Source organism: Shewanella bicestrii (assembly GCF_002216875.1).
In the GTDB taxonomy this organism is placed as follows: domain Bacteria; phylum Pseudomonadota; class Gammaproteobacteria; order Enterobacterales; family Shewanellaceae; genus Shewanella; species Shewanella seohaensis.
Window position 1 is genome coordinate 4092776 of the sequence record NZ_CP022358.1, and the last position, 19916, is coordinate 4112691.

Genomic DNA, 19916 nt, shown 5'->3' on the forward strand with positions numbered 1-19916 from the left:
TAAGCCGATTTGCTTATCAGCCTCGCTTACTGTTTAAATAACCAAAACAAGGAGTCGCGCATTGCAAACACCCCAATTACAACATTTTTACATTTCCGAAGAGCAATCCATTTACTTGCTCAAAGCCAACGATGCCCGTAAACACAAGGCGTGGATCCGTTTATGTAAACAGCAGTTAAGTAAGTTGGGTTATCGCGACATTGAGTTTATCGGTAAGGGGGCTTACGGCTTTGTGTTTGCGGGGATTAATCAGGCCGACGAAGCCCATGTATTTAAATTCTCAAGAATTAATCTGCCGCAGCATATTCAAGATCGCTTAGAGGAAGAAGCCTTTATGCTGTCCTTACTCAAACACCCTAACATTCCGGGGGCGATCAAATTTGAGCGGGTCGGCAAACAAGGGATCTTAGTGATGGAGCGTGCTAAGGGCGAAGATCTCGAACAGCTTTGCCGCCGCTTAGGCGCCCTCCCCCCCGCCATGGTGATGAGTATTGCCCGCCAACTGGCCGATATTCTCTACTATCTGCGAACGGGCAAACCCTTAGTGCATGGCGACATTAAGCCTTCAAACCTTGTCTATGATATTGAAAGCCAACATTTATCCTTAATCGACTGGGGCTCGGCGGTATTTGCGCAACGGGATGAATATAACAAGGCCGTTGAAGACAATGTAATGACGCTGATGTCGAGCGATCAACAGCATACTAACGCCCGCATGGGGGACGTGTATTTTATCGGTGAAGAACAGCTAAATGGCGCGCTCTCCAGCCCGCGTTTCGACGAGCAAGGCGTGGCAGCGACCTTGTATGCCTTGGCCTCAGGACAGGCAAGTCGCTTCGGCGCACAGGTAATCCCGCCCACCAGCATAGGCTTACCCATGGAGTTGGCGCGCACCTTGGAAGGCATGCTCAGTAGTGATGCAGTGCAGCGCAATCTGGCGGGGGATTATTTTCTCAAAAGTATGCGCCACAGCCATAGAATACACTTACCCGAGCTGCCTAAAACCGAACTGCTGGGTGAAATCCCAGTCTGGGTGCAATCCCGCGAAAAAGATGTCGAAACCGTCAGTTACAGCTCGCGTAAATCCTTCTTAAAGGAACATAACGCGCAGGATCCCATCGCTAAGATGGATGACATTCAACTCGAAAAATACTATCGCAACTTCTTAGCCGGCATGGGCGATACCGAAAAGGGCTTTATCGCCGCCGTGGGTCGCCTCGGTCAATACCCTATCGTGGGTGGCCTTGCTATCCATTGGCAGGAAACGGGCGTGTTTATCGACTCCAACCTCGCCATCTACGATGCTAAACAAAAGAGTGCGCTTATCATCGCCGTTAATAATATGGTGACACTCGCGCGGGGAATTAAGCGTATCGGGGTGTTTAAGGCCTGCTTCTTTAACGCTAGGGACACGTTGCATATCGAGCGCGAAAACACCAGCGAACCCTTTGTCGCCAGCGCCGGTCTCCAACTGCCCTTCGAAGTCGGAGATGTGCCGACCCTCGAAGATAAATCTCGGCTGCACTCTTACTTTGAAGACGGTAAGGATCCAGATGAAAACCTCGAATTACCGAGTGAAATCATGGAGGAATTGGCGCGTATCAATCAAATCCACCACACGGGCTGCATCATTTTCGAGGCGCTGCCGAATCACTTAAAGATCCACAGTTACTTAAAACTGCTCAATCCACGTAAACAGGCGGCGTTTCGCGCTAGCCTCGACCGCATTTTGCATTATGTAGGTAAAATTCAAGGTCATGGGGTATCGGGCTTTATGAAACTGCCCTATAAAAATACTCGCCGCTTTACCCATATTGAGCGTAAAGCCGAACATTTTTATCCTAGAAACCCAAAAGAAATAGGCGCATAACGAATCACCTCGTTAGCGCCTATGATGCTGAAAACTAAACCTAGATAGGTGAACCCGGTGGCAGTTTCAAGGGGTTAGGGATCAGTTTGCTGTTGGCATCAGTAAGCCCTGCACTCAGCCCCTGTTGCAACCAAGTGTAGTGGGAGGCCACCTTAGCATTCGCCCGATTCGCTTTGGCTTTAAGCTGTTTAATCACGAATTGGGCGCGCTCGTAAATTGCCGCCTTCACCTCTGCTGAGGTTTGCGGATTGTGATACGCAGACAAGAGTTCATCAATCACCACCGCATTCACCCGCATCCACACACCTTCAATCAGAGCGAGCTTATCTTCTTGATAAAGGGTCGCGGCAAACAGCTTATTGAGTAAGGTTTCAACCGAGAGCTGTTCATTATCTGCCATTGCCCCTTGGCTGACGCGATTTAAGCGCTGTGGCATTAATAACTGACCCACAGTATGGCGCGCTAACACTTCCGCCATGCCGAGGGGATCGCTCACGACTCCAAGCCCAGACTCGAAGGACTCCCGCGTCGCTTGATAATTGCCCGCTTTAGGCACCAGCGTATCGAGCAAGGTTTGCGGAACCGTTAAACTGGCCGCATCTAAGGTGCTGAGCAGCGCATCGAGGGCCGACAATTGTAACTGCGGCGCAATATAGCTCCAGCGACTGCCCTCACCGATAGACAGATAGTTATAGTCAGTGCCGCCAATAAACTTAGTGACCGCATCGATTTGATAACGGTTAAGCAAATAGATAGGCACAAAGGCATCGGCTAATTCACCCTGTGGCTCGCCCGGCAACAGTGCTGTGCTGCTAAAACCTTCGATGGCCTTAGCGCGAATACGGTTCAAATCCAGCAGCTGCGCGATAGGGTCGTCACCGCTGTCCCACAAACTCGCATAGGCTTGGCTGGCATCCGCTTGGCGCGAATCGGCTTCGCCAATATAGCGCAGCCCTTTTCGAGCTACTTCGGCCAGTAACTGATTTTGCAGCGCCTGCTGCGCCGTTGCATCGCCTTCATCGCTATAGCCGTAAGCGATAGCAAAGTTATCCCACGGCCCGACACCTACGCCATAAGGTGCTGATATATCGATGTCATTGCCTTTCAGCATGATCTTAGGATGGGGATAATCCATCACTGAGGCATCCTGATTTGTCGAGGCGGCAAAGTTATGATCTAAGCCTAAGGTATGGCCGACCTCATGGGCGGCAAGTTGGCGAATACGCGCCAAGGCTAAGTCATTAGCCGCTTGCTCGGCGGCGCTTCTATCTCGCCAGCCTGCAGTTAAGCCTTTGGCAATCAAGTAATCTTGGCGCACTCGTAAGCTACCTAAGGTCACTTGGCCTTTGATGATTTCGCCAGTACGCGGATCGGTTAGCGCCGCGCCGTAGGACCATCCGCGCGTGGCGCGGTGTACCCACTGGATCATGTTGTAGCGAATATCCTGCGGATCGGCATCGGGCGGCAAGAGTTCAACCTTAAAGCCGTTGATAAATCCCGCTTGGGTGAAGGCCGTTTCCCACCAGCGTGCGCCATCGAGTAGCGCCGAGCGGATTGGCTCTGGCACACCTGGGTCGAGGTAATAGGTGATGGGCTTGACTACTTCGCTCGGCGCCGGGCCAGGATTCACCTTTTGCAGGCGGTGGCGCAAAATAAACCGCTGCACCAATGGCGCCGAAAACGGCGTGGCATAGTCGCGATACTCATCGGATAAATAGCCGCTCATAGGATGATAAGCGCGGGGTTGATAGCCCTCATCGGGCAGCTCGACAAAGGAGTAGCGCATCCGCACCGACATTAAGGTGCCATCGGGCGTGACCTTAGCCACTTGCTCACCCGCCGCATCGGCTTTGAAGGTAAGCTGCACATCCACATCACTATTCTTTTCAAAGGATTTCACCCCGGCGGGTAAAATCGCCGAGCGGGTTAAATCGAGGCGATAATTCCCTTGTCCGCGATGCAGGAGAGCATCTGCGACCCCGTGCAGATCGTTGAGTACCAACTCGCTGATCGCCACCATATCTGGCTTACCATCGAGTAACTTACCCTGCCACAATACCGAATCGGCAAAGGCCTCATCCACGGCGCGCTTTTCGGCGGCGTCTTGGGTATTAGCGCGATACTGGGTGTTTAGTTGCTTAAGCTGAATGTAAGGACCTTGGCGCTCAAACTGCACCATGCGGGTTTGACCTAATTGACCACGGTCGAGACCGATATCGTTAGAACCGACCCCTTCAGGCAAGCTAGTCACCAATAAAAAAGGCTGATTTAAACGGCTCACCTCGAGGTATAACTCTCCCTCGCTTGGCTCATAGTAAAGATTAAGAAATCCCTTAGCGGCTTGGCTCTGCTTAACGACTTTAGTGCTCGGCAGATCCGCGGCGACACTCAGCGCGGGTAAACCTAAGAGTAGGATGGCGAGGGCTAGGCTATGGGGTTTCATCTTTCCTCCTGACAGGGCTGTCTACGTGGTCATGTTACACAAAACTAAACCACGCGGGGCCATCATTGGCCCCGGGCAAACAATTAATGATGATTATTCTTGTGTTTTATCCAATGCGATAAGGTTTCAAACAGTTCAGTTAACACTATCGGCTTAGTGATATGGGCATTCATCCCTGCCGCAAGACTCTTTTCTCGATCGCCCGACATCGCATGGGCCGTCATGGCGATAATAGGCAGCACGTCGGCACTAAAGCGTTCACGCAGTGCCCGCGCCGCGGTTAACCCGTCCATCACTGGCATTTGAATATCCATTAATACCGCATCGAAGGGGCGTGAGTCGATAATATCGAGGGCAATTTGGCCATTCCCTGCAACAACGACTTCGTATCCTGCGCTCTTTAGCAGCTCAGTCGCCACCTGTTGGTTGATAAAGTTATCTTCCACCAAGAGCACAAGCCCTGTATGTTCGCCCTCTTCTACCGGCACTTCATCAATAGGCTGCACCACATTAAGTCTTGGCTCATCGGCAAAGGCGGCGATAATCTCATCGAACAGACTCGATGCCTTAAAGGGTTTTTGCAACACGGCAAACACATTGGCACTGTCGACTTCGTGCTGTAAAGGTTCCGCCGCATAGGCGGTCATCATGATGATAATGGGCCGTTTCGCGATGCGGCCTTCGGCCACCATGGTATCGATGGCGCTGATCACATCGCCACCATCCATCTCTGGCATCATCCAGTCGAGCAATAATAAATCAATAGGATCCCGCGACAACTTATACAGCGCCTCGGCGCCGCTTGCAGCAGTATCCACCTCGAAGTGGAAATCGCGCATCAATGCCGAATAAATTTGCAGTGCCGTTGGGTTATCATCCACCACAAGTGTGCGTAAATTATTGAGTTTTTCAGGCACCACTAAGGGTTCAACCTTGGCCTCTTCAGCAATCTCAAAGCTGATGGTAAAGCTGAAGGTGCTGCCAACGCCTAACTCACTCTGCACCTGCATCTTGCCGCCCATCATGGAGACCAAATGCTTACTGATCGATAAACCTAATCCCGTACCACCGTACTTACGGGTCGTCGAACCATCGGCCTGAGCAAAGGCATCGAACAGTTTTTCCTGCTGATCTTTACTGATCCCAATACCCGTATCCCGCACCCAGAATTTTAAGGTAATTCGATGGTCGCGCTCGCCCACATCTTCGCAACCCAGTTCAATTTCACCAGATTGGGTAAACTTCACCGCGTTCGATAATAAGTTAATCAGCACTTGGCCTAGACGCAGCGGGTCGCCCTTAAGAATGAGGCCTGCCGTGACTGGCGCATACAGTAATAACTCGACACCTTGCTCCTGCGCCTTAAGCGCATTGAGATCGAGGGCATGGTCGAGCACTTTATCCAGCGGGAATGGCACCCGCTCCAGCTCTAACTTACCCGCCTCAATCTTAGAGAAGTCGAGAATATCGTTAATAATCCGCAGCAACGACTGCGCCGAGAACCCGGCCTTTTCGAGGTAATCCTTCTGCTGCGCCGTCAGCGAGGTGCGCTGCGCTAACTGCAACATACCGATAATGGCGTTCATTGGCGTGCGGATTTCGTGGCTCATGTTGGCCAAGAACTCACTCTTATACAGGTTCGCCAGTTCTGCGTCCTGCTTCGCCTCCAGCAGTGCCACTTCGTTACTCTTATGGCGCGTGATGTCCTTATGGGTACCGACCATACGCTTAGGCTGACCATCGGCGGTAAATTCCACCACCCGACCGCGCGAAAGCACCCAGTGATAGCTGCCGTTTTTGCCTAAGATCCTAAACTCGATCTCATAGGCATCGACGGGATTTTGCAGATACTGATTACGGTATTCTTCGACCCGAATTCTATCGTCGGGATGCGTCAGCTGGTCGATAGCCGACACTAACGCAGGGAATTCATTGGGTTTATAGCCCAGCATCGAATAATAGGATGGGTTGCAAATAATATGCTCTGAATCCAGATACCAGTCCCACAGACCGTCTTCTACCGCGTCCATCGCTAAATGGTAACGCTCCTCCGATAGGCGTAACTGCTCGGCGGATTCGTACTCACGCGTCACGTCGCGCCACACGGCAATCAAGCCTTGCAGCTCGCCACGGCGGTTATAGAAAGGCAGTTTCAAGGTGTCGAGCAATACAGGTTTGCCCGCTAACTCAACCTTCTCTTGATAACGCAGCGGCGTGCGATCTTTTAAGATCTGCTCATCCTCGGCGCGAATACGAATGCCCATCTCCGGCGAGGTTAAATCCTCCGACGACAGACCAATCATCTCGCTTTCGGTGTAACCCAGCATCCGCTCGGCGGCCTTGTTACAGCCGAGGTAATTGCCTTCTTTATCTTTAAAGACAATGGCTTCTGGGATGGAGTCGAGTAAGGAGCGCAACAACGCATATTCCCGCTCGCGCCGCTCGGTCGCATCTTTTAAGCGCTCGGTGCGGCGCGCCACCAGTTTGTCGAGTCGCTTATTTTGCTCGGCCAAATGATGGGTGTATTGCTTGTTTTCCTCAAAAATGCGGCTCACCAGCAGGAACCAAGGTTCCCACCCCGGAGTGATTTTTTCCGGCGGTTTACGCGGCTCTTGGGAGCAGCCCTCTAAGTGCGACAACAGACGCGATGCAGGGCTCACGAAGGAGCGGCGCGTTTGCCAGTGCACTATGGTGACTAGCACCGACAGAGCGATGACAACGAGGATAAAGGTCAGCTGCAGTTTTTCGACCGAATCTTGGAACAGGTCGTCTTCATTTTGCAGATACAACAAGCGCCACGGCGCGTTGTGCAGCGCGACCGAGTGAATATAATAACCGTTACGAATAATGCCTTCATGGGCATCGAACAATTCGGACTCGGGGAGCGAATGCAGCTCAGACGGAATACGCTGGCTGATGTGATATACCCGATTGATATCTGAGCCATCGAAGTCGCTGTGGGACAAAATATTGTTCTGCTGATCGAGCAGGATCACAGTCCCAGGCATTTTGAAGTACACCCGAATTTGCCGCGCCAATGAGGCCAAGGTCATATCGAGGTTGATCGAACCCATAAACTCATCGTCAAGATAAACGGGCACACCTAAGGTGGTCAGCAAGCCTTTACCCGTCGAATCGACATAGGCCTCACTCCAAAACACGCTGCGCTGCGGGTTCATCGCCGGGGTAGCGTATTGGAATTGTTTCTTATTGAGCAGCTCATCCCTAAAACGCTGGTCACCGTTGGTCCAAGGGAAGTAGGACATCATCCGTTGGCGCGATAAATAATAAATCGCCGAGGCTTTAGGTGCCGCTTCTTTGGCGACGGGGAAAGACAGCGACAACTCGAACAGCATTTCCAGCTCTTGGTAGAACTTATCGCTGCGACCATCGAGGGAACCCGCGCCCGTGATCCGCCCCATGTTGGTAAAGGGTTTACCACCCTTGGCGTAGTTAGGCTCTAAGGTAAAATACTGACCACTCTCGTTAAATTTGCCGTATTGCGGTAAACGCTCCTTACGCACTAGTTCACCTAAACGTAGGTGATCCACGGCCACATCCCGCAGACTCTTGACCGCGCGGATGCTCGATTCCAACAGCAAGTCGATTTGCAATACGTGGCGCTCAACCTGCTCTTCGCGCTGCTCCATCTGCTGGGTTTTCTGGCGATCGAAAAACATCCACGCCGTCAGCAACGACAGGACAATCACGCCGATATAAGTATAAAAAACAGCACGGTTATAATTCTTTTGGATCGGCGATTTTAGCTGGAGATCCGGCTCACTCGATTTCATCCACTACCCTTGATTGCAGCGCTTGATTTTAGCCATCGGTGGCAAAAGTGACTGAGTACATTTATGGCTTCATATATTAGCAGGAAGAAACCCCGAGTCGCATCAAATAATTGCCGTACGAAGGCTGTCAAAGTCTATGATTAGTTGCTTGAAAAATCATAGAAATGCGTAAAAACAAAGGTCCCACGAGTGAGACCTTTTGTAACAATAAAGTAAATAGCTAGAGATGTTCTTCGGCGTATTCGGCCAAGCGTGAACGCACCACCCCATTCAAGTACAGGTTGGCGCTGCCTTCAAAGTCTTTAAAGCGTTCAACAATGTAGGTTAACCCCGAGGTTACCGCGGTGAGATAATTCGAATCGATCTGCGCTAAGTTACCGCAACAAATCAATTTTGTGCCTTCTCCCATCCGAGTGATCATGGTTTTGATCTGCGACGCCGTCAGGTTTTGACATTCATCCAAGAGCACGATGGAGTTTTGGATCGAGCGGCCGCGCATAAAGTTGATCGACTTAAATTGGATATTCGCCTTCTCCATGATGTAGTTCAAACTGCCAGTCGGATTCACATCATTCTTATGCAGCACTTCCAAGGTATCGGTAATCGCCGCCAGCCATGGCATCATCTTCTCTTCTTCGGTGCCGGGTAAGAAGCCGATGGACTCGGCAATTTCTGGCGTATTACGAGTCACAATTACCTTATCGTAACGATTGCGCTCCACCACTAGCTCAAGCGCCGCCGCCATTGCTAATAAGGTTTTACCGCAACCCGCGGGTCCCGTTAAGATCACCAGATCGATATCGGGATCGAGCAGCGCCTGCAACGCCATACCTTGGTAAACATTCTTAGGTTTAACGCCCCACGCCTCGAGGTTTTTTAAGCGCTCACGGCCCAGATCTAAAATATGCAGATGGGTATCGCTACGCTCGGTGACGCGGCCACAAAAATCAGATTCGGTATCAATCAGGTATTGATTAATGTAGAAGGGTTCGTTGTCTAAATCTTTCAGTGGGACTTCGTGAATCGTATGACGACCATGGCGCTCGGTGGATACCTTGTTTAAATGCTCCCAAAAATTCCCTTCGAATTGATAAAAGCCCTTGCTGAGGAAACGAATATCATCGATCAGCTGGTCGGTTCGATAATCCTCAACCAATTGAATGCCCGCGCCCTTGGCCTTAAGACGCATATTGATATCTTTGGTAACTAACACCACGGTACGTGGATGGTGGAGGTTTTGCAGGTGCAGAGCGGTATTGATAATGCGGTTATCGTTGCCATCCCCCGGCAGGGCGCCTAGGGTAAAATCGACAAGATGGTCAGGGAAAATAGACAGCGCCCCTATCGCATCGGCATGCCCTTCTCGACTCGGTAAAGGGACACCATTAATGATTTGTTCCGGTGTTGTATCACCGCCTAGGGTATCTTCCAGCGCCCGTATGGCAACCCTAGCATCCCGACTCACATCACTCTTTCGATCTTTAATCTGGTCTAGCTCTTCTAGCACTGTCATCGGAATGACCACATCGTGCTCTTTAAACGAATAGATCGCCAAAGGTTCATGTAGTAACACATTGGTATCCAGTACAAACAACTTTCTGTCGTCTTGTTCCATGGCGCCTCCAGAGTGCTCGATTGTTTTTATGCTACATCTCTTTCCCGGTGAGTGGATATGGCTCCTATGTCAGTTGGCGAGGTAAAGAATGATCTTAAAGTTCAAGCCTCTACTTAATAAAGACGGCTAGCGGCTTAAACTAATATTGGCACCATTCTCTCTGAATGCCAACCGAACGAACCTGTGTTTAAGTCGGTGACTCGAGGGCAGTGTAGGTCCCTCGATATGACAGTAGCATGACAAATCATCGTACGACTATAGAGATTTTTCTTCACTGTTCAATTTGTAATCTAGTGTGTGGGGAATTAGGCTCTAACGGGTGAGAGGGCGATTCAAATATCCCTAGTATTGATATAACATACGCGCCCTTTGTTAGAGTCCGCCCAGAGATGAGAATTTAAGATGCCGTTTGCCTTAGGACAACGTTGGATAAGTGATACCGAGTCAGAACTTGGTTTAGGAACAGTCGTACAAGTTGAAGGCCGTATGGTCACAGTGTTATTCCCTGCGACTGGTGAGAACCGTATGTTCTCGCGCAACGAAGCCCCCCTGACCCGTGTCATATACAACCCTGGCGATACGGTTGAAAGCCATGAAGGCTGGAGCCTCTCGGTTGAAGAACTCACCGAAAAAGACGGCCTCGTCGTCTACCACGGTATCCACAGCGAAACAGGTGAGAAAGTCAGCCTGCGCGAGACCCTGTTAAACCACAACATTCGCTTTAACAAACCGCAAGATCGCCTGTTTGCTGGTCAGATTGACCGCCTAGACCGTTTCGGTATTCGTTACCAATGCCAGTTACTGCGTCATCAACTGGCGACCTCAGATTTACTCGGCTTACAAGGTCCACGCGTCGGCCTTATCCCCCACCAGATGTGGATTGCCCATGAAGTGGGTCGCCGTTATGCGCCGCGTGTATTGCTGGCCGACGAAGTGGGTTTAGGTAAAACCATCGAAGCGGGTCTGATAATCCATCAACAACTGCTCACTGGCCGCGCCGAGCGGGTGCTGATTATTGTGCCGGATACCCTGCGCCATCAATGGTTAGTGGAAATGCTGCGCCGCTTTAACCTGCGCTTCTCGGTATTTGATGAAGACCGTTGTGTCGAGGCCTTTGCCGACCATGACAATCCTTTCTACACCGAGCAGTTAGTGATTTGTTCCCTCGAATTACTGCGTAAAAAGAAACGTCTCGACCAAGCACTCGATGCCGACTGGGATCTGCTGGTTGTCGACGAGGCTCACCACTTAGAGTGGACCGAAGAAGCCCCGAGCCGTGCCTACCAAGTGGTTGAAGCATTGAGCGAAGTAGTACCTGGCGTATTGTTATTAACGGCAACGCCGGATCAACTCGGCCATGAGAGCCATTTTGCGCGCCTGCGTTTGCTCGACCCAGATCGTTTCTACGACTACGATGCCTTCCTCGCCGAAGAAAACAGCTACAAAGATGTCGCCGTTGCCGCCGAAGCCTTAGCGGGCGACGCAAAATTATCCGATGCTGCCATCAACAGCCTCACCGAATTACTCAGCGAGAAAGACATAGCGCCGAGCATTCGGTTAATTCAAGCCGAAGATATCGACAGCGAGTTGCAACAAGCGGCCCGCAGCGAACTGCTGCAAGAGTTACTCGATCGCCACGGCACAGGTCGCGTGCTGTATCGCAACAGCCGCGCCTCGGTAAAAGGTTTCCCGAAACGTATTTTCAACGCCTATCCCCATGCAATGCCTGAGCAGTATCTTACCGCTGCCCGCGTAAATGAGATGATGGGTGGTCGTAAGACCTTAGAAGCGAAAGCGGCTCAAGCCCTTAGCCCTGAAAAACTCTACCAAGAATTTGAAGATAACAGCGCCAGTTGGTGGAAGTTCGATCCTCGCGTGGATTGGTTAATCGAGTTCTTAAAGTCGCACCGCAGCAAGAAAGTGCTGATCATCGCCAGTGGCGCCGATACCGCCCTGAGCTTAGAAGAAGCCCTGCGTACCCGTGAAGGCATCCAAGCCACCGTATTCCACGAAGGCATGTCGATCATCGAGCGCGACAAGGCGGGTGCCTACTTCGCTCAAGAAGAAGGCGGCGCCCAAGCGCTGATCTGTTCAGAAATCGGCTCCGAAGGTCGTAACTTCCAGTTTGCCAGCCACTTAGTGCTGTTCGATCTGCCATTAAACCCAGATTTATTAGAGCAACGTATCGGCCGTTTAGACCGTATCGGGCAGAAGAACGATATCCAAATTCACCTGCCTTATCTGCAAGATACGGCGCAGGAGCGTCTGCTCAACTGGTATCACCAAGGTCTGAATGCTTTCGAGCTGACCTGTCCAAGTGGCCATGTGCTGTACAGTGAATTTGCCGAAGATCTATTGAATGTTCTCGTCGGTGGGGATGAAGATGAGCTAACCAATCTGCTCAACCACACCCAAAGCCGTTACAAAGAACTGAAACACGCTATGGAGCAAGGCCGCGATAAGCTGCTGGAAATCAACTCCCACGGTGGCGATAAAGCTAAGGCGATTGTCGAGCGTTTAGCCCAAAGCGATCAGGACACTAAGCTGATTGGTTCGGTGATCCGCTTGTGGGACATTATCGGTGTCGATCAAGAAGATAAAGGTGAAAACTCTATCATCCTGCGTCCAAGCGAACACATGATGTTCCCAACCTATCCGGGTCTACATGAAGATGGCGTGACGGTCACCTTCGACCGTGATACCGCGCTCTCCCGTGACGATATCGCCCTGATCACCCAAGAGCACCCGTTAGTGCAGACAGGCTTAGATCTGATCACTGGCTCTGACACAGGCACGACGAGCGTCGCGATTTTGAAAAACAAAGCCTTACCCGCAGGCACCCTGTTCTTAGAACTGATCTACATGGCGGATGCCTCGGCACCTAAATCGAGCCAGTTATATCGTTATCTGCCACCGACGCCTATCCGCGTACTGCTGGATAAAAACGGCAACGATTTATCTGCTAAGGTGGATTACACCAGCTTTGACAAACAGTTAAGCGCGGTTAACCGCCATATTGGCAGCAAGTTAGTCACAGCATCCCAACCGATTCTGCATCCGTTATTTGCTAAGGGTGAAGAATATGCCCAAGCCGCAGTGAACGAGTTAGTGGCGCAGGCGCGTGAGAAAATGACCAGCCAACTGACGGGCGAATTAGACCGTTTAGAGTCCTTGAAAGCGGTTAACCCGAATATCCGTGAGGAAGAGTTGGAATACCTGCGTAATCAAATGCAGGAACTGAGCACTTACCTCGACGCAAGTCAGCTACAGCTCGACGCGATTCGTATGGTTTTGGTTAGCCATGTCTAATCCGCAATGACGGTAAGCAAGAGCCTCCTTAGGTTCGCTTAAGCGAATATGCAAACGCCCAGCAAATGCTGGGCGTTTTTATTTTGTCTTCACGATAAGTATGGCTGTAGGCTGAGCCTAGACACTGCTGTGCGCGGTCGCCGTCACGAGCTCAAGCAAAAATTGCTTCTGCTACGCCGCTTCAGGTTATACTCTAGCTAATTGAATTTATGAGACTACACAGGTGGTTATCAATTCTATGGCGCGTATTATCCCCTCGGTATTGAGCCTAGCCTTAGCTCTCGCCAGTGCGAGCTTATTCGCCGCCGATCCCAGCACTCAGGCGCCAGAAACAAATACTCAAGCTCCTGAATCTGCACCTGAATCCAGCCCGCAGGCACCAGAGACGCCTCCCCAGAACGCCGAGACGAACCAAGCTAGCAAAGCGCCCAATGGGCAAGCTGCGGCGAAAAGAACGAGCAGTTATTTACCCGCGAGTGAAATCAAGCAGATCACCATAGATGATCAACCGCTCGAACTCTTAGTCCGTTCATGGGAAGGCCGCAAAAAACTCGGCGCCGCAATTATCTTACCCGCCACCAATGGCACCGCCGATGCGCCCGGATTAATGGCTTTTGTCAGACGTAATATCAATGCTGCTGGCTGGGCCAGTTTAAGCCTTACCCCGCCCGCAGAGCCGCCCGCCCCCAACTTTGCCACTCCGGCGACCGAAGTGACCTCCGCAGGGGCGGCGCAGTTAAGCAGTCCTTCGAATAAACCGAGCCAAAAAGTGAAACCCGAGCAGAGCAATAAGCATTTGCTTGAGCAGGAAGACTTTTTAGTCAAAAGCATGTCACAGCTCGACAGCGTAGGCACCGACTTTCCCGGTAAAAGGGTACTGATCACCGCCGATCAAAGTGCGGGATTATTGATAAGTCTATTAAGCCAAAAGAAAATTGCCGATCCCGATGTATTAATCGTCATCAACCCCTACAGCGAAGATGAGGCGCGTAACCAAGCCATTGCCGAGAAACTGGCCAAGCTCACTATGCCAATACTCGATATTCAATCACCCGATGGTCACCCCGCATCGTTAGAAACGGCGGAGCAACGCAAAAGCCTCGCCGTGACGTTAGAGGCGCCGAATTATCGGCAAACGACATTAGCATTAAATCTGGATAACGAGAGTGCATGGCAGAACTGTTTGAGCGCCATAAGGGGATTCGCCGCCCGTATGAGCGGCGCCAATTGAGGTGCAAGCCTTTCTAAAGCTTAAGTAATCCGTTATGGGGCGTTATCGAAATAGAGTTACGCTGCTACCAACCCGATTGGCGATCTTGATAGGCTTTGTTGGGATCCTTTAGCTGACGCGTCGCTGCAATCGCGCGATTTTTACCAAGTAACAGTCTGACTTGGCTCCACGACTCACGGCAAAGAAGTGCACGAATCGAAGCCGTCCAGCTACGATTGATGCTCAACTTGATCGCCGCTGCGGCATCGGGGGAGGTATTGAGAAGCTCCTGAGCCAATTGCTGCGCGCTTAACATCGGATGATCACTTAGCTGAGTCACTAACCCTAAGCGACTCGCCTCTTCGCCCGACAACACTTTGGCCGTAAGGCTGAGTAACATCGCCTGATCCTTGGGCATTATTTGCCTCAGCGCCACTAAGCCTGCCATGTCCGGCACTAGCCCCCATTTGGCTTCCATAATAGATAACTTGCTGTCAGGGCAAGCAATTCTAAAATCAGCACCTAAGGCGATTTGCATGCCACCGCCATAGCAGCAGCCTTCTAACACCGCGATGACAGGCACGGGTAAACGTTGCCACCCAAGGGAGACTCTCTGCGCTAAGTTGGCATTGCCAGGCAGCCATTTAAACAGCAATTTGAATGCTTGCATCGGTGCCGACATCACACTCTTTACGTCCAGCCCCGAGCTAAAATGGCCTCCAGCTCCAGATAAAATAACCAGTCGAATCCGAGTATTTGATTTAATACGTTTGATCGCTCTGTCCAACTCGCTAAACATTAAATAATTAATTGCATTATATTTTTCTGGTCGATTGAGCTGGACATATGCAATGCCATTCTCAATCGTTACTTGCACACAAGGCTCACTCATGAAATATTCCGTTACTGGTCAGGCCAGAACAAATGTTAACACGTTTGGAATAATTCACCAAAGGATGTAACATAAGCCTAAATTTTGACATACGTCAAAATACTGTCGACTGTCATTAAGTTTTAATAGGTGAGTATGCTAGGCTTGCGCTGAAGCATGAGAACCTCAAAAGTATTAACCCCTTATGTTCAACCATGGGTGCAACTTGTCGTTTTAACGAGTCATCTTCTCTGAACATCGGTTGCATCACCAACGGCGCGGCTTACCCACAAATTTGCATAATAGTGTCGAGATGGGTCCCGTGGGGAAACAGCCTATTGCAGGATTGAGCATCGAGCTATTCGCAAAAATCGATGCCCTGCTTACGACAAATTCGCGAAATTTGATTTAATTCTCCAAGGCTTTTTACTGCCAGCGCCTCGCGCTCGAGAGATAAATAAATTGAATTAACAAATAAAATCTATAGGTTACATATAGATGTTATAAATCAAACTTGCCCGAAGAGCTTAATTCGTCATTCAAAGATTTAGAATTAGTGTTATCTTCAATAAATGGGCAATTAAGGATCAGTAGTCAGCATGACAATCTCTGTACTCATCTGTGACGACTCCGCCATGGCGCGCAAACAAATGGCTCGTACCCTACCGAAAGAATGGGATGTCGAGATCACCTACGCTACCAATGGCGCCGAAGGTTTAGATGCCATTCGCGCAGGTAAAGGCGAAGTTGTCTTCCTCGACCTTAATATGCCAGTCATGGATGGTTATGAAGTGCTGCAAACCGTGCAGCAAAACGATCTTCCCGCGCTGATTATTATGGTCTCGGGTGATATTCAGATCAAAGCCCATGAAAGAGTTAAAGCCTTAGGGGCATTGGATTTTATTCAAAAGCCCGTCAGTGCCGACGCCATCAGTAATATCCTGCAGGAATACGGCATCCTCACCTTAACGCAGAAAGATCAGGCGGAAGAAACGCCGATGCTCAAAGTCGATATGCGTGACGCCTGCCAAGAGATCGCCAACGTCGCCATGGGGCGCGCCGCCGATCTGTTAGCCAAACTTCTCGATGTTTTTGTCCTCTTACCTATTCCAAACGTGAACGTGCTCGAAGTCAGTGAGCTGACGATGGCGCTCAAAGCGACGGAAGAAAGCTCCACGGTATCAGCCCTCTGCCAAGGATTTATTGGTGCGGGCGTGGCGGGTGAAGCCCTGCTGCTATTCCACGATTCGAGCTTTCAAGACATGGCAAAACTCATGGGGCTAGCCAATCCAGAGGACATTAGCACCGAGATTGAAGTGTTGATTGACACAGGCAACGTATTGATTGGCGCCTTCCTAAACGGGATCTCAGAGCAGCTCGACATGAAGTTCAGCCAGGCTCACCCTGTAGTGCTAGGCCGCCACTGTACGGTGAATGATCTTATCCATGATAACTCGGAAAAATGGCACAGAACCTTAGCAATGGAGATTAACTATCGTATTGAAAACCATAATGTTCAATGCGATTTGTTACTGTTATTTACCGAAGACTCTATTCCGACGCTCAGTTATAAGCTCGGTTATTTACTCGATTAATCAGTTGGATTTTACCTTATGTCAAACGATCAAAGCGCAATGAACGAACTCCATTGGCTTATCGATATGGTGCAAACCATCGAAGTGGGTCTAGTGGTATTAGATCGCGATTATAATATCCAACTGTGGAACGGCTTTATGGAAAATCATAGCGGCGTATCCCCTAATTCGATTAAAGGGCAAAACCTGTTCACCCGTTTTCCTGAGCTGCCTGCGACTTGGTTAAAGCAAAAGATGGAATCGGTTTTTATGCTGAAAAATCGAGCCTTTATCAGCTGGGAACAAAGACCCTACGTGTTTCAGTTTAAAAACTACCGCCCCATTACCGGACGGGCCGATTTTATGTACCAGAACGTGACCCTGTTGCCTCTGGCCTCATTAACCGGAAAAATCACCCATATCAGCGTGATTATTTATGATGTCACCGACATCGCCGTTAACAAGTTACAGCTCAAGGCCGCCAACGAGCAGTTAGAACGCCTCAGCCAGACCGATGGCCTAACACAGCTCCACAATCGCCGCCATTGGCAACAATGTTTAGAGCATGAGTTTGACCTCCACGCCCGTTATTCGGGAATGTCGAGCTTGGTCATGATAGACATAGACCATTTCAAAAGAATCAACGATACCTACGGCCATGTCGCGGGTGATAAGGTAATTCAGCATATCGCCCATATCCTAAGCCATTCATTACGGGAGACCGATTGTGTCGGCCGCTATGGTGGTGAGGAGTTTGCGGTGGTTATGCCTAATACCTGTGGCGCCGATGCCCTCAACTTTACCGAGCGTTTGCGGGAAAGAATTGCCGACTCCACCATAGTGTACGAAGGGCTGAAGATAAAAGTCACAGTAAGCCTAGGCGTGTGTGAAATCGGCAAACATATCACCAGCAGCTCTGGCTGGATTTCTTGCTCAGACAAAGCCTTATACGAAGCCAAGCAAAAGGGACGTAACTGTAGCGTCCTGCACACCGCACAAACTAGTGGTTACTAAAACCAAAAAGCCCATCGATGATGGGCTTTTTGTTACTGAAATCTCAATGGTCGCGAATTAGTGCGGGAAACCGTCATCTTCTTCGTCGTCACCTTCTTCATCGTCGATATCGTCACCAACGAAGTAAGTGCCCCAACCGTCGTAATCCACTTTCTGTTTAGCCGCGAGTTGCAGCAACTGCTCGGTCGCTTTGTCCAGTAAAGCCACTTCCAGCTTGTGGTAAGCGATAGCATCAAAACAGAAAATCACTGAGCCATCTTCCAGCTCCATCTCTTCGGCGTCGTTGACTTCAAAACCGAGTTTGAATGCATCAACGGCGGCTTTTTCTAAGCGGTCGAAGTTGCTAGATGAGAAATGGTGCTCAATGGTGTATTCCGCATCTGGCTCTGAGCCATCGTCAAGCAGGGCTTGCACTATGTCACGATTCTCGGCAAGTTGGGCTTTTAATTGACTTTCAATAGACATGGATTTGTCTCCGTTAAGGTAAAACTGGCTCAAATTGGCGCTATTATACGTCATCGCCTTCGAGAGTTTTACCCATTAATGTTGCCGCTTCACGATTTATCTCGTTAAATTTGGCTGACATAGTCTCATACACTTGAGCAGAAAAGGCCTTTACATCGGCTTTATCTAACCCTTCGGTCGGGATAGGCGCCATCATCTCAATGATCACCACCCCGTTATCCCAACGGTTTAAATTAATATGGCTCTGACAAGAGGCAAGCACTGGCACTATCGGCACCCCTGCGGCAATCGCCGTATGGAACGCGCCAGCCTTAAAGGGGAGCAAACCGCGGCCACGTGAGCGGGTCCCCTCAGGGAAAATCCACACAGATAAACGATTCTGTTTAATCTTTTCGGCGGTTTTAGCCATGGTATCGAAGGCACTGTTGCGATTTTTTCTATCGATCAGAATATTGCCCGATAACCAGTAGATCTGCCCGAATAGCGGGATCCACACTAAGCTCTTTTTGCCTAAGCTGACGGTGCTTTTCGGCACGGCTTTAGTATGAGTGAACAGATCGAAGTTATTTTGATGGTTTCCTAAAAAGATATAAGGGCCATCCTGAATTTCTTTATGCCGACGCACTATGACTTTAAGCCCTAGAATAGGGGCGACGGATGAGAAGATCTTGGCGAACATATGTACATTGTCACGGTGACGGGGCCGCAACAAGCAGACCAATCCACCAAAAATAAACGCGAGTAACAATGACACAGCCAACAACACAGATCTGACGAGTAACAGCACGACATACTCCAAGGATGAAAGTGGCGACAGTATAGCCACCCAGCCCTAGGGACTCAATATAATGTTTACATCTGTAAGCTGAGTTGCTAACAATCCAAACAAAAGCCCATCGGTACTCGCGCAATCATGCACGACGATGGGCTTTTAAATCAATATCTAAGCTTAAACAGCTAAACTAAAAACCTAGTTTGCGACCTGGCGCACTGCCGCGGTTTTACTTAAGCCTAAACGGAAGACCAAGGCACTAAGGGCCAAAGTCGCGACAATTGCCGCGCCGCTCGGTAAGTCCAACGTTGCCGAGAGCACCAGCCCCAGCAAGTAACCCATAAGGCCGACCAGATAAGCGTAAAATAGGCCGTTCTTACCTTGGTACTTGTTGAGTGCAAGTGCTGGCAAAATGAGTGTACTAAACACTAAATAGACCCCAACCAGCTCTACCGACAAGGTGATCACCAGCGCAAATAGCAGATAGAATCCCGCACCATTTAAGATCTGCGGCCGCAGAAAAATCACTGCTAACACAGCCGCATAAACCACGGTCGGCAACACTAATTGCGACCAACTCACCCAAAGGATCTGGCCCGACATCAATTGCTTTAACAGTTCAGTCCCGTGGGGATCGTTCGCCAACAATAGCATGGCCGCCACCGCCGACAATACGTAAAAGCACCCTATCATCGCCTCTAACTCACCCGCCATCCGCTTAGATAACCAAGCGATAAAACCCGCCCCCGCAAGGGCGAATAAGGCCGGCATCCACACATTAGAAAATGGCATATCTTCTAACCTGTGGTCCATGTGCGCCACAATCGCCCCCAACGCGGCGACTTGCGCAATGGCTAAATCGATAAAGATGATCCCACGCTTAAGCACTTGTTTGCCAAGTACAATATGCGTTGAGAGCACTAAGATCCCCGCCGCCAATGCTGGCAGCAGGATCGACATCAGTTCCAGATCCAACATA

Annotated in this window: 12 protein-coding genes; 5 read left to right on the top strand and 7 right to left on the bottom strand. The window is 50.2% G+C overall.

Going from position 1 to position 19916, the window contains the following annotated elements:
- The first annotated feature begins 61 nt into the window (after positions 1-61).
- A complete protein-coding gene (locus tag CF168_RS17955) occupies positions 62-1870 on the top strand; it encodes a protein kinase domain-containing protein (protein WP_089068533.1) in 1809 nt (602 codons plus the stop codon).
- 40 nt (positions 1871-1910) lie between these two features.
- Here the strand turns inward: CF168_RS17955 and CF168_RS17960 are convergent, their stop codons facing one another.
- The 3 genes from CF168_RS17960 to CF168_RS17970 form a co-directional block, all read right to left on the bottom strand.
- Entirely contained in the window at positions 1911-4313 is a 2403-nt protein-coding gene (locus tag CF168_RS17960; protein ID WP_089068534.1) for a zinc-dependent metalloprotease, read from the bottom strand.
- 83 nt (positions 4314-4396) lie between these two features.
- Positions 4397-8107 carry a response regulator gene (locus tag CF168_RS17965; protein WP_011627269.1) on the bottom strand — a complete coding sequence of 1237 codons (3711 nt, stop codon included), beginning with the start codon at positions 8105-8107 and terminating at the stop codon, positions 4397-4399.
- A gap of 220 nt (positions 8108-8327) precedes the next feature.
- On the bottom strand, positions 8328-9722 hold the full coding sequence (locus tag CF168_RS17970) for a PhoH family protein (RefSeq protein WP_011627270.1): 1395 nt from the start codon (positions 9720-9722) through the stop codon (positions 8328-8330).
- A 402-nt stretch (positions 9723-10124) separates the two neighbouring features.
- Here CF168_RS17970 and rapA point away from each other — a divergent pair, with 402 nt between their 5' ends.
- Positions 10125-13031, top strand: a complete 2907-nt coding sequence (gene rapA, locus CF168_RS17975; protein ID WP_089068535.1) for an RNA polymerase-associated protein RapA — start codon at positions 10125-10127, stop codon at positions 13029-13031.
- Positions 13032-13269: 238 nt separating this feature from the next.
- Positions 13270-14262, top strand: a complete 993-nt coding sequence (locus CF168_RS17980) for a DUF3530 family protein (protein ID WP_089068536.1) — start codon at positions 13270-13272, stop codon at positions 14260-14262.
- A 64-nt stretch (positions 14263-14326) separates the two neighbouring features.
- Here CF168_RS17980 and CF168_RS17985 read toward each other — a convergent pair whose 3' ends face one another.
- Positions 14327-15133, bottom strand: coding sequence for a crotonase/enoyl-CoA hydratase family protein (locus CF168_RS17985; protein WP_089068537.1), 807 nt, complete (start codon positions 15131-15133; stop codon positions 14327-14329).
- Positions 15134-15711: 578 nt separating this feature from the next.
- Here CF168_RS17985 and CF168_RS17990 point away from each other — a divergent pair.
- A complete protein-coding gene (locus CF168_RS17990; RefSeq protein ID WP_089068538.1) occupies positions 15712-16707 on the top strand; it encodes a response regulator in 996 nt (331 codons plus the stop codon).
- Between the two features lie 18 nt (positions 16708-16725).
- Positions 16726-17700, top strand: a complete 975-nt coding sequence (locus tag CF168_RS17995) for a GGDEF domain-containing protein (RefSeq protein ID WP_011621373.1) — start codon at positions 16726-16728, stop codon at positions 17698-17700.
- 57 nt (positions 17701-17757) lie between these two features.
- On the opposite strand, the gene rraB is transcribed toward CF168_RS17995, so the two are convergent.
- The 3 genes from rraB to CF168_RS18010 form a co-directional block, all read right to left on the bottom strand.
- Positions 17758-18165: a ribonuclease E inhibitor RraB gene (gene rraB, locus CF168_RS18000; RefSeq protein WP_011715766.1), complete on the bottom strand. Its 408-nt coding sequence runs from the start codon at positions 18163-18165 to the stop codon at positions 17758-17760.
- 43 nt (positions 18166-18208) lie between these two features.
- Positions 18209-18952, bottom strand: coding sequence for a 1-acylglycerol-3-phosphate O-acyltransferase (locus CF168_RS18005; RefSeq protein WP_041412535.1), 744 nt, complete (start codon positions 18950-18952; stop codon positions 18209-18211).
- Positions 18953-19135: 183 nt separating this feature from the next.
- On the bottom strand, positions 19136-19915 hold the full coding sequence (locus CF168_RS18010; protein ID WP_089068539.1) for a metal ABC transporter permease: 780 nt from the start codon (positions 19913-19915) through the stop codon (positions 19136-19138).
- Between the last annotated feature and the right edge of the window lies 1 nt (position 19916).

Bases quoted from the DNA above. Each gene is read 5' to 3' on its own strand.
- CF168_RS18010 (WP_089068539.1), bottom strand. From the start codon at position 19,915: ATGTTGGATCTGGAACTGATGTCGATCCTGCTGCCAGCATTGGCGGCG.
- CF168_RS17970 (WP_011627270.1), bottom strand. From the start codon at position 9,722: ATGGAACAAGACGACAGAAAGTTGTTTGTACTGGATACCAATGTGTTA.
- CF168_RS17995 (WP_011621373.1), top strand. From the start codon at position 16,726: ATGTCAAACGATCAAAGCGCAATGAACGAACTCCATTGGCTTATCGAT.
- rapA (WP_089068535.1), top strand. From the start codon at position 10,125: ATGCCGTTTGCCTTAGGACAACGTTGGATAAGTGATACCGAGTCAGAA.
- rraB (WP_011715766.1), bottom strand. From the start codon at position 18,165: ATGTCTATTGAAAGTCAATTAAAAGCCCAACTTGCCGAGAATCGTGAC.
- CF168_RS17965 (WP_011627269.1), bottom strand. From the start codon at position 8,107: ATGAAATCGAGTGAGCCGGATCTCCAGCTAAAATCGCCGATCCAAAAG.
- CF168_RS17985 (WP_089068537.1), bottom strand. From the start codon at position 15,133: ATGAGTGAGCCTTGTGTGCAAGTAACGATTGAGAATGGCATTGCATAT.
- CF168_RS17990 (WP_089068538.1), top strand. From the start codon at position 15,712: ATGACAATCTCTGTACTCATCTGTGACGACTCCGCCATGGCGCGCAAA.
- CF168_RS17960 (WP_089068534.1), bottom strand. From the start codon at position 4,313: ATGAAACCCCATAGCCTAGCCCTCGCCATCCTACTCTTAGGTTTACCC.
- CF168_RS17980 (WP_089068536.1), top strand. From the start codon at position 13,270: ATGGCGCGTATTATCCCCTCGGTATTGAGCCTAGCCTTAGCTCTCGCC.